The sequence below is a fragment of the Sphingomonas paludis genome (assembly GCF_053502515.1).
In genome coordinates this window covers 586,464-598,596 of the sequence record NZ_CP187558.1, presented here as the reverse complement: position 1 = coordinate 598,596, position 12,133 = coordinate 586,464, and the positions used below count along the sequence as shown (strand labels likewise).

Below are 12,133 nucleotides of genomic sequence, written 5' to 3'. Positions count from 1 at the left end.
TAGGGCCGCCTCCACCGACGGTCCGCCGTCGATCGTGCTGCCGTAGCTCAGTGGTAGAGCGCATCCTTGGTAAGGCTGAGGTCGCGAGTTCAATCCTCGCCGGCAGCACCATTTTTCCCGCTTCAGTGCAACCGGCGAACGCCGTCGGACGGTGATCAGGCCCGGCGGGCGCGCCACTGAGCTGCGGTCTGGCCCCAGGCGTCGACGCGGACGTCCTGATGGGGGGCGGGCAGGGAGACCGGCCCGCCATTGGTCGAGCCGAGTCGCCGCGCAAGCGCGATCGAGCGATGATTGTCGGGCGCGATGGTGTGGATGACCGCGTCCCATCCAAGCCCGTCGACCACATGGTCCATGCACGCGACCGCCGCTTCATGGGCATAGCCGCGCCCGGCGAATGCGGGATGGACGCCCCATCCCACTTCCCGCCCCGGCCAGCCTTCGGGTTGCCACGGCCCGATCCGGCCCACCCAGCGCCCGGTCGACCGTTCGATGACCGAGAACATCGCAAAGCCGCGAATCGCCCAGGCCCCGCGCATGGTGCACAAATCCCGCCAGGTGACGGCGCGCGGCCGCACCCCGCCCAAGAACCGCATCGTATCGGCATCGGCGTTCATTTCGGCCCAGCCGTCCAGGTCCGACGCCTGCGGCAGCCGCAGCAACAGGCGTTCCGTGACCAGGACCGGTTCGGTCACTGGCGGAACCGGTCCTGCAGCGCGAGCATCGCCAGCGCCGCCTTTGCCGCCTCGCCGCCCTTGTCCTTTTGCGCCGGATCGGCGCGGACCAGTGCCTGCGCCTCGTTTTCCACGGTCAGGATCCCGTTGCCGATGGCGAGGCCATCCATGGTCAGCGCCATGATCCCGCGCGCACTTTCACCGGCGACGATCTCGAAATGATAGGTTTCGCCCCGGATGACGACGCCGACCGCGACATAGCCGTCATATTGGCGCGACGCGTCCGCCAGCGCGATGGCGCCGGGGATTTCCAGCGCGCCGGGGACGGTGACCGTTTCATGGTCATGGCCCGCCGCCTCGATCGCGGCGCGGACGCCGGCCAGCAGCATGTCGTTCAGATGGTCATAGAAACGCGCTTCGACGATCAGGATGGTGGCCATGGGATGCTCCGCAGGAATGAGAGGGGGTCTGCCCCACCTAGAGGCGATAAATCAGGCGTCCAGATCGATCGGCCGTTCACCGACGATGGACAGGCCATAGCCGTCGAGCCCGACCAAAGTGTGATGCGTGTTGGTCAGCAGCACCATTTCCTCCACCCCCAGATCGGTCAGGATCATGGCGCCGACGCCGTAGTCGCGCAATTCCTCCATCTCCGCCGGGCGCCGGATGCCGGCCCGGTGTTCGACGGCCAGGGTGAAGGCGTCGGCACGCGGCTTGTTGATGACGACGATGACGCCTGCGCCTTCTTCGCCGATGATCTGCATCGAGCGCTGCAGCAGCGCGCCGCGATCCCCCGCCTCGCCGAACAGGTCGCCGAACGGCGACAGGGCGTGCATCCGCACCAGTGTCGGCCGGGCTGGATCGATCCGCCCCTTGATCAGCGCCACCTGTTCGGTGCCCGCCCCCTTGTTCCAGAAGGTGATCAGCCGCCATTCCCCGCCCCAGCGGCTGGTGAAGCTGGTTTCGGCGCGGCGTTCGACCAGGTGATCGTGGCGGCGGCGATAGGCGATCAGGTCGCGGATCGTGCCCATCTTGAGCTTGTGTAGCCGCGCGAAGGGAATGAGGTCGTCCATGCGGGCCATGGTGCCGTCATCCTTCATGATCTCGCAGATCACGCCAGACGGGTTGAGCCCAGCCAGCCGCGAGACATCGACCGCCGCCTCGGTATGGCCGGCGCGGACGAGCACCCCGCCCTCGCGCGCGACCAGCGGAAAGACATGGCCCGGCGTCACGATTTCGTCCGGCCCCTTCGACGCGTCGATCGCAACGGAAATGGTGCGGGCACGATCGGCGGCGGAAATGCCGGTGGTGACGCCGCTTTTCGCCTCGATCGACACGGTAAAGGCCGTGGCGTGGCGGGTGCCGTTGGCCCGGCTCATCAGATCGAGGCCGAGCTGGTCGACCCGGTCCTTGGCCAGCGCCAGGCAGATCAGGCCGCGGCCATGCGTCGCCATGAAATTGATTGCCGCAGGGGTCGCCATCTGGGCCGGGATGACCAGATCGCCCTCATTTTCCCGGTCCTCGTCATCCACCAGGATGAACATGCGGCCGTTGCGCGCCTCGTCGATGATCTCCTCGATCGGCACAAGCACCGGGGAATCGTCATTGGCGAAGGCGAACGCCTCCAGCTTGCGCAGCGTGTCGGCGGTGGGGTTCCAGTCGGGCTGATCCAGATCGCGCAGGGTGTTGGCGTGAAGCCCGGCGGCGCGGGCCAGCCCGGATCGCGACATGCCGCCGTCCAGCACCAGCTTGCGGATACGGGCAATCAGATCGGTGGACATGGGCAAACGACTCCGCTTCGGAGCCGTGCGCCTATCACATCACAATGTGATACGCTAGCCGCGCCTCACATCACGCGGTGATGACTTGCCGCATCCGGGACAGATACCGGGCCAGCACGTCGATTTCGACATTGACCGACTGGCCGACCCGAAGCGCACCAAAGGTGGTCACGGCCCAGCTGTGCGGAATCAGGTTGACGGTGAATGCGGTTCCGTCGGGGCCGTCCTCCACCTGGTTGACCGTCAGCGATACCCCGTCGAGCGTCACCGACCCCTTTGGCGCGACAAAGGGGGCAAGCGCAGCGGGCAGAGCAAGGCGGACGCGGTGCGAATCCCCGTCGGGCGTGATGTCTGCAACGGTTGCGATCCCGTCGACATGCCCGGTGACGATGTGCCCGCCCAGTTCGTCGCCCAGCCGCAAGGCGCGTTCGAGATTGAGCCGGCGGCCCGCCGTCCACATCCCCGGAGCCGTCCGCGCGACGGTTTCGCCCGAAACGTCGAAGCCGACCCGGCCGGGCGATTTGTCGACGACCGTCAGGCAGACGCCGGAACAGGCGATCGATGCGCCCAGGTCGATCCCGGCAACATCGTAGCGAGTGGTGACCCAGACCCGGCGGTCGCCGCCGTCCGAAACCGATTCGATGACACCGATATCGGTGACGATGCCCGTGAACATGGCCTGTTTTTCCCTTTAGTCCGCCGTCCGCTCGTAAAGCTCGGCCCGGTCCGTGCCAAGCATCCGCGATTCGACCAGGCGCCACCGACCATGCGCCGCCGCCAGATCGGCCAGTCCGATATCGGGGAGGGTCAACCCGCCCCCGATCAGGATGGGCGCGCGGTAGAGGAGCAGCCGATCGACCCGGTCGGCGGCGAGAAACGCAGCGGCGGCGCCTGCCCCCCCTTCGACCATGACATGATTGGTGGCGAGCCTATCGATGGCTTCGGGCGAGGTTATCCGCTCGGGTCCATCTCCCTGCCCATGGCTGAGCACCATCTTGCGGGGCGAGCGGTGCGCCAGCCCGGCCAGTCGGACGTCCAGGCTGGGCCGATCCGCCGCCATCGTGCCGCGCCCGACGATGATGACGCCGTGGCGCGCCCGTTCCAGATGGGTATGGGCACGCGCATCGGGACCGGTGATCCACCGGCTTTGCCCATCGGCAAGCGCCAGCGCCCCGTCGAGCGACAGCGCAAGTTTCAAGGTAACGAGCGGCCTGCCCAGCCGTTGCCGAATCAGGAAGCCCGCCATGGCGCGGCGGGCGGCATCGGCCGCCGGGCCGATGTCGAGCGAGATGCCCGCCGCGCGCAGCCGGGCGATGCCGCCGCCATCGACACGGGGGTCGGGGTCGCGAAGCGCGACGACGATGCGGGCCACGTCGGCTGCAATGATCCGGTCGGCACAGGCGGGCCCGCGCGGCGATTGGTGGCAGCACGGCTCCAGCGTGGTGTACAGCGTGGCGCCCCGCGCCCGATCCCCCGCCTGATCCAGCGCCATCGCCTCGGCATGGGGACGGCCGCCGGGCTGGGTCCAGCCGCGCCCCACCACTCGTCCGTCGGGATCGACGATGATGCAGCCGACATTGGGATTGGGATCGGACAGGCCCCGCGTCCGTTCGGACAGGGCGACGGCCACCGCCATCCAGCGCGCATCCGGCCCCCAGGTCATGACCGCGCTACAGGCCCCAGCGGCTGAGGCCGTCGTCGATCTTCTGCCATTCCTGACGCCGCTTTTCCTTTTCGGCGTTCAGTTTCTTCAGCCGCTCCAGCTTTCGTGCCTCGTCCACCTGCTGCTGGGCGATGATCTGTTCATCGGTGCGGTCGAGCCGCCAGTCCTGAACATAGACGATGTCGCGCTTGTAGGGCCGTTCCTGGCGGCTGTCGGACACAAACCCGCTGATCACCAGCGCGGTGATCGTCGCGGCCAGCCCCATGAACCCCCATTTGTGCGGCCGGGGCCGGATGAAGAGTTCATAGACGTCGCGGATGGCGGTGCGTGGCTGCACCTGTTTCATCATGCGGAAATGATTGGGCGAAAGCATGGACCCAACATAGGCAGGGCGGGGCCGCGCGACCAGTCCCCGCCCCGAAACGGCCTGCGCCGCCGATCAGTCGATCGTGAAGCGCACCGTCAGCCGTTTCCAGCTTTCCATGGGCACGCCGTCACGCGTCGCGGGGGTGAATCGCCAACGGGCAAGCGCATGGCGGCGCGTCGCTTCGAAAAAGCCGTCGCTGTCGGCATCGATCCGCTCCACCGCCTTGATCCGCCCGTCGACGCCGATCAGCACCCGCACGACGGCCCGTCCTTCGCGGCCGAGCCCCAGTTCGCGGCCCGGATAGGGCGGCTGAAACCCGCCAGCAAAGCGCTGATCGATCGCCGCATCGACCAAAACGGGCGCAGGCTGGGGCAGTGTCGCCGTGCCGACGCCGCCACTGCCCAGACCGCCGGGCACTGGCTGGGGCGGGCCCGGCGGCACGGCGTCGGTGCCGGTCAGCACCGGGCCGGCCGGCACCGGATCGATGACTGGGCGGGGAATGACCAGATCGGGGCGCGGCGCGGGCGGGGCGGTGTCGATCCGCCGCTCGACAGGCTCTGGTTCGGGCAGCGGGGCAGGCGGCGGCGGGTCGGCGCGGACGGGATAGGTTTCGATGGACTCCGGTCCGCGCGGCATGACGGTGATGGCGCCAAGCGTGGCCAGCATGGCGATCATCCCGCCATTGATCAGCAACGCCCCGCCCAGTGCCGCGGGGTTCAGCCCCTTTTTGCGGTCAGCATACATGGCATCTTCTCCTCTCCAGTGGAGAAGGATGATGTTACAACATCACCCGCCATTGTCAAAGGCTTTCGCTATGGCTGGCGAAAGGCGAGTTCAATGATGCTCCAGCCGGGCCAGCGCGCGCTCGCGGCCGATCAGGGGCAGGATCGCGCTCATATCCGGCCCATGGTCGCGCCCGGTCAATGCCAGGCGCAGCGGCAGGAACAGTGCCTTGCCCTTTCGCCCCGTCGCTGCCTTCAGCGCGCCGGTCAGCTGGCCCCACGGATCGGCGGACCAGTCGATCCCCCGGGCGACCGCCGCCGCCTGGGCCAGAAAATCCGCCTCGCCCGGCTGTTCCGCCGCATCGATGGTCCCTGCGATGACCGGCCACCAGTCCGCCGCATCCGCAACGACCGACAGATTGGGGCGCACGGCGTCCCATGCAGCCGCATCCATCCCCGCCGGCAGCCGGTTGGACACGGCATCGAAGGGCAGCTGGTGCACGATGCGGGCGTTGAGCTGGGCCAGTTCCCCTTCGTCGAAACGGGCCGGGGCGCGGCCGAACCGTGCGAAGTCGAATCCGGCCAAGAGCGGCGCGGGATCGGCAAACGGCTCGACGGAATCGCTGGTGCCGATGCGGGCCAGCAGCGACAGGATCGCCATCGGCTCGATGCCGGTTTCCCGGAAATGATCGATGCCGAGCGAGCCCAGCCGCTTGGACAGCTTGCCCTCCGCCCCGGTCAGCAGCGCGGCATGGGCAAAGCGCGGCGGGGCGGCCCCCAGCGCATCGAACATCTGAACCTGAGCGGCCGTGTTGGTGACGTGATCCTCGCCGCGCGCGACCAGCGTCACCCCCATGTCGATATCGTCGATGACCGAGGGGAGCAGATAGAGCCAGCTGCCGTCGCCGCGCCGGATGACGGGATCGCTCATCGACGCGGCATCGAATTGTTGCGGGCCGCGCACCGCATCGTCCCATTCGATAATGCCGGGGGCGAGCAGAAACCGCCAATGCGGCCGGCGGCCCTCCGCTTCCAGCGCAGCCCGCTGATCGTCGGTCAGCTTCAAGGCCGCGCGGTCATAGATGGGAGGCAGCCCGCGGCCGAGCTGGATCTTGCGCCGCAGGTCCAGTTCCTGCGGCGTTTCGTAACAGGGATAGACGCGGCCCGCCGCGCGCAGCCGGTCGAACTCCCGCTCGTACAGGGCAAATCGGGCGGACTGGCGCACCTCGGCATCGGGGGTCAGCCCCAGCCAGGCCAGATCGGCGCGGATCGCCTCGACATGCGCCTCCCGGGACCGTTCGGCATCGGTATCGTCGATGCGCAGGAGAAACCGGCCGCCCGCCGCCCTGGCCGCCAGCCAGTTGTGGATCGCGGTGCGCAGATTGCCGACATGCAGGCGGCCGGTCGGGCTGGGGGCGAAACGGGTGACGACGCTCATCCCCGGCATCTAAGACGGGGATGCACGCCCCGCAATCGAGTCTTGCCGGGGATGGCACCCCCCGCCTAAAGGGCGGCTGTCAGAAATCGGTCATCAAGCGTGGGGCGCGACATGAAGCTGTTGGCGGGCAATTCCAATCTTCCGCTCGCGCAGGCCATTGCGCGCTATCTGGAAATTCCGCTGACCGGCGCGAATGTCCGCCGGTTTGCCGACGAGGAAATTTTTGTCGAGGTGCTGGAAAATGTGCGGGGCGAGGACGTGTTCGTCCTGCAATCCACCGCCTATCCGGCGAACGACAATCTGATGGAAATGCTGATCATGATCGATGCGCTGAAACGCGCATCGGCCAAGCGGATCACCGCCGTCCTCCCCTATTTCGGCTATGCCCGCCAGGACCGGAAACCGGGTCCGCGTACGCCGATTTCGGCCAAGCTGGTCGCCAATCTGATCACGACCGCCGGCGCCGACCGGGTACTGTCGGTCGATCTGCACGCTGGCCAGATCCAGGGGTTTTTCGACATCCCCACCGACAACCTGTTTGCCGCCCCCGTGATGTCGGCGGATATCCAGACCCGGTTCGGGGACCGGAACCTGATGGTCGTGTCGCCCGATGTCGGCGGCGTGGTGCGTGCCCGGTCGCTCGCCAAGCGGCTGGACAATGCCCCGCTGGCGATCGTCGACAAACGGCGTGAGCGCGCGGGCGAATCCGAGGTGATGAACATCATCGGCGAAGTGGAGGGGCGGTTCTGCATCCTGATCGACGATATCGTCGATTCGGCCGGCACGCTGTGCAATGCCGCCGCCGCGCTGAAGGCCGGGGGCGCGGCAGGCGTCGTCGCCTATTGCACCCACGGCGTGCTGTCGGGCGGGGCCGTGGCGCGCGTCGAGGCGTCGCAGCTGGAGGAGCTGGTCATCACCGACAGCATCGGTAACCACACGGTGATCGCCGATGCCAAGCATATCCGCCACCTGACCATCGCCCCGCTGATCGCAGAGGCCATTCGCCGGATCGCCGAAGAAGCGAGCGTGTCCAGCCTGTTCGATTGAACCGCCGCCCGGCCGGTCAGGCCTTGAACGGTTCCTTCAGCGGATCATCCGCATCGTCGTCGACCTGCGCCGGGCGGACGGGCGCCCTGCCCCCGGCAAACCGGATGAGCAGATAACCGCCGATCGCCGACAGGATCGATCCGGCCAGCACCCCGATCTTGACCTCGTTCACGAACAGTTCGTTGCCGGGAAAGGCAAGGCCGCCGATGAACAGGCTCATGGTGAAGCCGATGCCCGCCAACAGGGCGACGCCGTAGATCTGCCGCCAGTTCGCCCCGCCCGGCACTTCGGCGATACCCGCGCGGCAACTGATCCAGATGCTGCCGAAAATGCCGAACTGCTTGCCCAGGAACAGGCCGAGCGCGATGGCCAGCGGCAGCGGTTCGAACATGATTTCCGGCCCCAGCCCCGCCATCGGCACCCCGGCATTGGCAAAGCCGAACAGCGGGACGATCAGGAACGCCACCGGTTTGTGCAGCGCATGTTCCAGCCGGTGCAGCGGCGAATCGGCCGCGTCCGGCGCGCCCGGGGTCGGCTTTACCGGGATCATGAACGCGGTCAGCACCCCGGCGATGGTCGCGTGGACGCCCGACAGGAACACGAAATACCAGAGCAGCGCGCCCAGCAGCAGATAGGGCCAGAGCCGGGTTACGTTGGACCGGTTGAGGAAATAGAGGCCGCCCATCACCAGGCCCGCCGCTGCCAGCGCCAGCGAGGACAGGCCGGCGGTATAGACGAAGGCGATGATCGCCACCGCGCCCATATCGTCGACGATCGCCACCGTGGTCAGGAACAGCTTGAGCGAGGCCGGCGCATGACGGCCAAGGATCGCCAGTACCCCGATGGCAAAGGCGATGTCGGTCGCCGCCGGGATCGCCCAGCCATTGACCAGCGCGGGATCGAAGCCGGTAACGAACAGATAGACCGCCGCCGGCACCGCCATGCCCGCCGCCGCGGCGATGAAGGGCAGCCGCCTGTCGGACCAGCGGGCCAGTCGCCCGTCGGTGAACTCGCGTTTGATTTCCAGACCGACCAGCAAGAAGAAAATCGCCATCAGCGCATCGTTGATCCACAGATGGATCGTCATCGAGCCATATTTGGGCGAGATGACGGGGCCGGTATCGAGGTGCAGAAAGTGCTGATACCCCTCTGCCGTCGCGGGCAGATTTGCCGCCACCATGGCCAGCACGGCGGCGACGATCAGGACGATGCCGCCCGTCGCCTCGCTTTTCAGGAACGCGCGCAATGCCGAGCGGGCGCGACTGTCTGCGGCCATCTGGAACTCCCGTTTCTGCCCCGTGCCCTGCCCTAACGGCTGGATCAGGCGGGGCAAACCCCTTATCGGGCGAACATGGCCACTTCCTATTCCCGCCATAGCGCCAATCCATTGACCGAATGGTGGCGCACCCGGGCGATCGCCAATGTCGATCATGTCGATGTGGTGGAACGCGTGCGCGATGAAGCCGGATGGTCGGGCCGCTATGCGTTCATGACCCTGATGTCGGCGGGGATCGCCGTGCTGGGGCTGCTGCTGTCGTCGCCGGCCGTGGTGATCGGGGCGATGCTGATTTCGCCGCTGATGGGACCGATCATCGGCCTGGGGTTCGGGCTGGCGACGTTCGATACGCGCGAGATCCGCACCTCCGCCACCGCGCTGGCGCTGGGCGTGGTGCTGGCCGTCGCCTTTACCGCAGCCATCGTGCTGTTGTCGCCACTCCAGAATGTGACGGAGGAAATCGCGGCGCGGACCCGGCCCACGCTGTACGACCTGTTGATCGCGCTGTTTTCCGCGCTCGCCGGTGCCTATGCGATGGTGCGCGGGCGGGCGGGCACCATTGTCGGCGTGGCCATTGCGACGGCATTGATGCCGCCGCTGGCCGTTGTCGGATTTGGCCTGGCGACGGCGAACTGGACGGTGTTCGGCGGGTCGCTGCTCCTGTTTTTCACCAATTTGATGACCATTGCGCTGGCGGCAGCCATCGTCGCCCGGCTTTATGGTTTCGGCGCGCACCTGTCGCCGCAGCATACGCTGGTGCAGACGGTGGTACTGCTGATCGTGTTTGCCGCGCTGGCCGTGCCGCTGGGGCTGACGCTGCGCCAGATCGCGTGGGAGGCGGCGGCATCGCGGCAGGTGCGCGAAGTGGTGGCCAGCCAGTTTCCGGAGGACGCGCGGGTCAGCCAGATCGAGGTCAATTATGCCGGGGAAACGGTCCGGGTCACCGCCACCATGCTGACGCCGGAATTGCGGGGTCAGGCCGAGCCGGCGGCGGCGGCGACGCTGACCCGGCTGTTCGACCGGCCGGTCGCCGTCGCACTGGAACAGGTGCAGGTGGCCGGCGGCGAGGCGGAGGCCGCACAGCTGGCGGCCGCCAGCGCGACGGCGCAGAACCGGGAAGCGACCATCGCGGCGATGACCGACCGACTGGCGCTGGTCGCGGGGGTCGAGCGGGGTGCGGTGCTGATCGACCGGGATGCGCGGCGGGCGATGGTGCGGGCGGTCGTGCTGCCCGGGGCGAGCCTGGCCACCTATCGCGGTCTGGAACAGCGGATTGCGGGAACCGCCGAGGGGTGGCGGGTCGAACTGGTCCCCCCCGCCCTGCCGCTACCCGAAATCCCCTATATCGAGGACGAGCCCAATGTCGCGGCACTCGCGCTGGCGGCATGGGCGGGCCAGCGGATCGCAGCGCCGATCGGCGTTTCCGGGCCGGCCGAGCGCGCCGAGGCGGTGGCGGCCGCGCTGACCGCCGCCGGGGCGCAATCGCGGGTCACGGACGGCGCCGGGAATGGCGACGCGGTCACCCTGACCTGGCTCGCCCCCGACAGCGAATAGCCGTCAGGCTTTGGCCAGCGCCTCCGCAATCAGGGTGCGCGTGTTTTGGGTGCCGTAGAGCGCGATGAAGCTGCCCATGCGCGGCCCTTGGGATGATCCGAGCAGGGTTTCATAGAGCGCCTTGAACCAGTCGCGCAGATTGTCGAACCCGCCGGTCTTGCCGATCTCATAGACCTCGTTCTGGATATCCTCTGCGCTGGCATCGGCGGGCAGGGTGGCGAGCACCGCGTCCAGCCGCTTCAGCGCGTCCGCCTCCACCCCCTCCGGTGCGCGGCGGACCAGGGTGGGGGCCACGAAATCGCGGTTATAGGCGAGCGCCTTGCCGATCAGTTCATCGAGCGCCGGGTGGCTTTCGGGGGTGGCATCGGCGACATAATTGCCGAGATAGCCCCAGACCTGTTCCCGCGTGGCGGCCGCACCCATGACGCCAACCAGGTTCAATAGCAGGCCGAAAGTGACCGGCAGCGTCGCGACCGGCGGCGGGCCGTTATGGATGTGATGCACCGGATTGCCGAGCCGCTGTTCGACCAGCTGATCGGCATAATTGCCCGCGAACTGCCAGTAGTCATCCACCGCGCGGGGGATGACGCCCATGTGCAGCGCCTTGGCCTTTTTCGGTTCGCGGTAGATGTAGAAGGCAAGGCTTTCGTCCGAGCCATAGGTCAGCCATTGTTCCAGGCTGAGACCATTGCCCTTGGACTTGGAGATCTTCTCGCCCTTTTCATCGAGGAACATCTCGTAATTGAAGCCCTCGGGCGGCTTTGCGCCGAGGACGCGGGCGATCTTGGACGACTGGGTGACCGAATCGATCAGGTCCTTGCCTGCCATTTCATAGTCGACGCCGAGCGCGACCCAGCGCATCGCCCAGTCGACCTTCCATTGCAGCTTGGCACCGCCCGACAGGATGGATTGTTCGATGACATCGCCGTTATCGGTGAAGCGGACGATCCCTGCTTCTGCATCCACCACCTGAACCGGCACCTGAAGCACCACGCCCGTCTTCGGACTGATCGGCAGGACGGGGGAATAGGTCGCCTGACGCTCGGCGCGCAGCGTCGGCAGCATCACGCCCATGATGGCGTCATAGTGGCGCAGCACCGAACGCAGCGCATCGTCGAAGCGGCCGGAGGTGTAGTAATCCGTCGAGGAGGCGAACTCGTAATCGAAGCCGAACCGGTCGAGGAATTCGCGAAGCATCGCATTGTTGTGCGCGGCGAAGCTTTCGAACTTTTCGAACGGATCAGGGACCCGGGTCAGCGGATGGCCGATATAGCCCTGAAGCATCGCCTGATTAGGCACATTGTCCGGCACCTTGCGCAGCCCGTCCATGTCGTCCGAAAACGCGATCAGGCGCGTCGGCTGATCTGACAGGGTTTCGAAGGCGCGGCGGACCATGGTGGTGCGCAGCACTTCGTTGAAGGTGCCGATATGCGGCAGGCCCGAGGGGCCATAGCCGGTTTCGAACAGCACGGCCTCGCCCTTGCCATCGGGATAGCGTTTCAGGAGCTTGCGCGCCTCTTCATAGGGCCAGGCCTTGGAGACGAGGGCTGCTTCGCGCAGGGCAGGATCGATGCTGGTCATGATGCGGGAGCCTTTGCCGCGTTGCGGGCCGAA

At 67.2% G+C, this 12,133-nt stretch carries 12 protein-coding genes and 1 tRNA gene; 3 read left to right on the top strand and 10 right to left on the bottom strand.

Features of this window, described 5'->3' with window-relative positions; all coding sequences use genetic code 11:
• Nucleotides 1–36 precede the first annotated feature (36 nt).
• Nucleotides 37–111 (top strand) — tRNA-Thr (locus ACPVPU_RS02885).
• A gap of 44 nt (nt 112–155) precedes the next feature.
• On the opposite strand, the gene ACPVPU_RS02880 is transcribed toward ACPVPU_RS02885, so the two are convergent.
• The 8 genes from ACPVPU_RS02880 to ACPVPU_RS02845 all read right to left on the bottom strand — a co-directional run bounded on the left by ACPVPU_RS02880 (nt 156) and on the right by ACPVPU_RS02845 (nt 6,642).
• Nucleotides 156–692 (bottom strand): GNAT family N-acetyltransferase, encoded by a 537-nt coding sequence (locus tag ACPVPU_RS02880; protein WP_448659417.1) that lies wholly within the window; start codon nt 690–692, stop codon nt 156–158.
• Nucleotides 689–1,111 (bottom strand): 6,7-dimethyl-8-ribityllumazine synthase, encoded by a 423-nt coding sequence (gene ribH, locus ACPVPU_RS02875; RefSeq protein WP_448659416.1) that lies wholly within the window; start codon nt 1,109–1,111, stop codon nt 689–691. The genes ACPVPU_RS02880 and ribH overlap by 4 nt, the downstream gene beginning before the upstream one ends.
• A 51-nt stretch (nt 1,112–1,162) precedes the next feature.
• Entirely contained in the window at nt 1,163–2,452 is a 1,290-nt protein-coding gene (gene ribB / locus ACPVPU_RS02870) for a 3,4-dihydroxy-2-butanone-4-phosphate synthase (protein ID WP_448659415.1), read from the bottom strand.
• Nucleotides 2,453–2,522: 70 nt separating this feature from the next.
• On the bottom strand, nt 2,523–3,128 hold the full coding sequence (locus tag ACPVPU_RS02865; protein ID WP_448659414.1) for a riboflavin synthase: 606 nt from the start codon (nt 3,126–3,128) through the stop codon (nt 2,523–2,525).
• A gap of 15 nt (nt 3,129–3,143) precedes the next feature.
• Nucleotides 3,144–4,088 carry a bifunctional diaminohydroxyphosphoribosylaminopyrimidine deaminase/5-amino-6-(5-phosphoribosylamino)uracil reductase RibD gene (gene ribD / locus ACPVPU_RS02860; RefSeq protein ID WP_448660397.1) on the bottom strand — a complete coding sequence of 315 codons (945 nt, stop codon included), beginning with the start codon at nt 4,086–4,088 and terminating at the stop codon, nt 3,144–3,146.
• Nucleotides 4,089–4,122: 34 nt separating this feature from the next.
• A complete protein-coding gene (locus tag ACPVPU_RS02855) occupies nt 4,123–4,488 on the bottom strand; it encodes a hypothetical protein (RefSeq protein WP_448659413.1) in 366 nt (121 codons plus the stop codon).
• A 66-nt stretch (nt 4,489–4,554) separates the two neighbouring features.
• On the bottom strand, nt 4,555–5,226 hold the full coding sequence (locus ACPVPU_RS02850; protein WP_448659412.1) for an energy transducer TonB: 672 nt from the start codon (nt 5,224–5,226) through the stop codon (nt 4,555–4,557).
• Nucleotides 5,227–5,316: 90 nt separating this feature from the next.
• A complete protein-coding gene (locus ACPVPU_RS02845; protein WP_448659411.1) occupies nt 5,317–6,642 on the bottom strand; it encodes a glutamate--tRNA ligase in 1,326 nt (441 codons plus the stop codon).
• Between the two features lie 111 nt (nt 6,643–6,753).
• On the opposite strand from ACPVPU_RS02845, the gene ACPVPU_RS02840 reads away from it, so the two are divergent.
• Nucleotides 6,754–7,689, top strand: coding sequence for a ribose-phosphate pyrophosphokinase (locus ACPVPU_RS02840; RefSeq protein ID WP_448659410.1), 936 nt, complete (start codon nt 6,754–6,756; stop codon nt 7,687–7,689).
• A 16-nt stretch (nt 7,690–7,705) separates the two neighbouring features.
• Here the strand turns inward: ACPVPU_RS02840 and nhaA are convergent, their stop codons facing one another.
• Nucleotides 7,706–8,965 (bottom strand): Na+/H+ antiporter NhaA, encoded by a 1,260-nt coding sequence (gene nhaA / locus ACPVPU_RS02835; RefSeq protein ID WP_448659409.1) that lies wholly within the window; start codon nt 8,963–8,965, stop codon nt 7,706–7,708.
• Nucleotides 8,966–9,040: 75 nt separating this feature from the next.
• On the opposite strand from nhaA, the gene ACPVPU_RS02830 reads away from it, so the two are divergent.
• Nucleotides 9,041–10,519: a DUF389 domain-containing protein gene (locus tag ACPVPU_RS02830; RefSeq protein ID WP_448659408.1), complete on the top strand. Its 1,479-nt coding sequence runs from the start codon at nt 9,041–9,043 to the stop codon at nt 10,517–10,519.
• 3 nt (nt 10,520–10,522) lie between these two features.
• Here the strand turns inward: ACPVPU_RS02830 and ACPVPU_RS02825 are convergent, their stop codons facing one another.
• Nucleotides 10,523–12,100, bottom strand: a complete 1,578-nt coding sequence (locus ACPVPU_RS02825; protein ID WP_448659407.1) for a lysine--tRNA ligase — start codon at nt 12,098–12,100, stop codon at nt 10,523–10,525.
• Nucleotides 12,101–12,133: the final 33 nt, after the last annotated feature.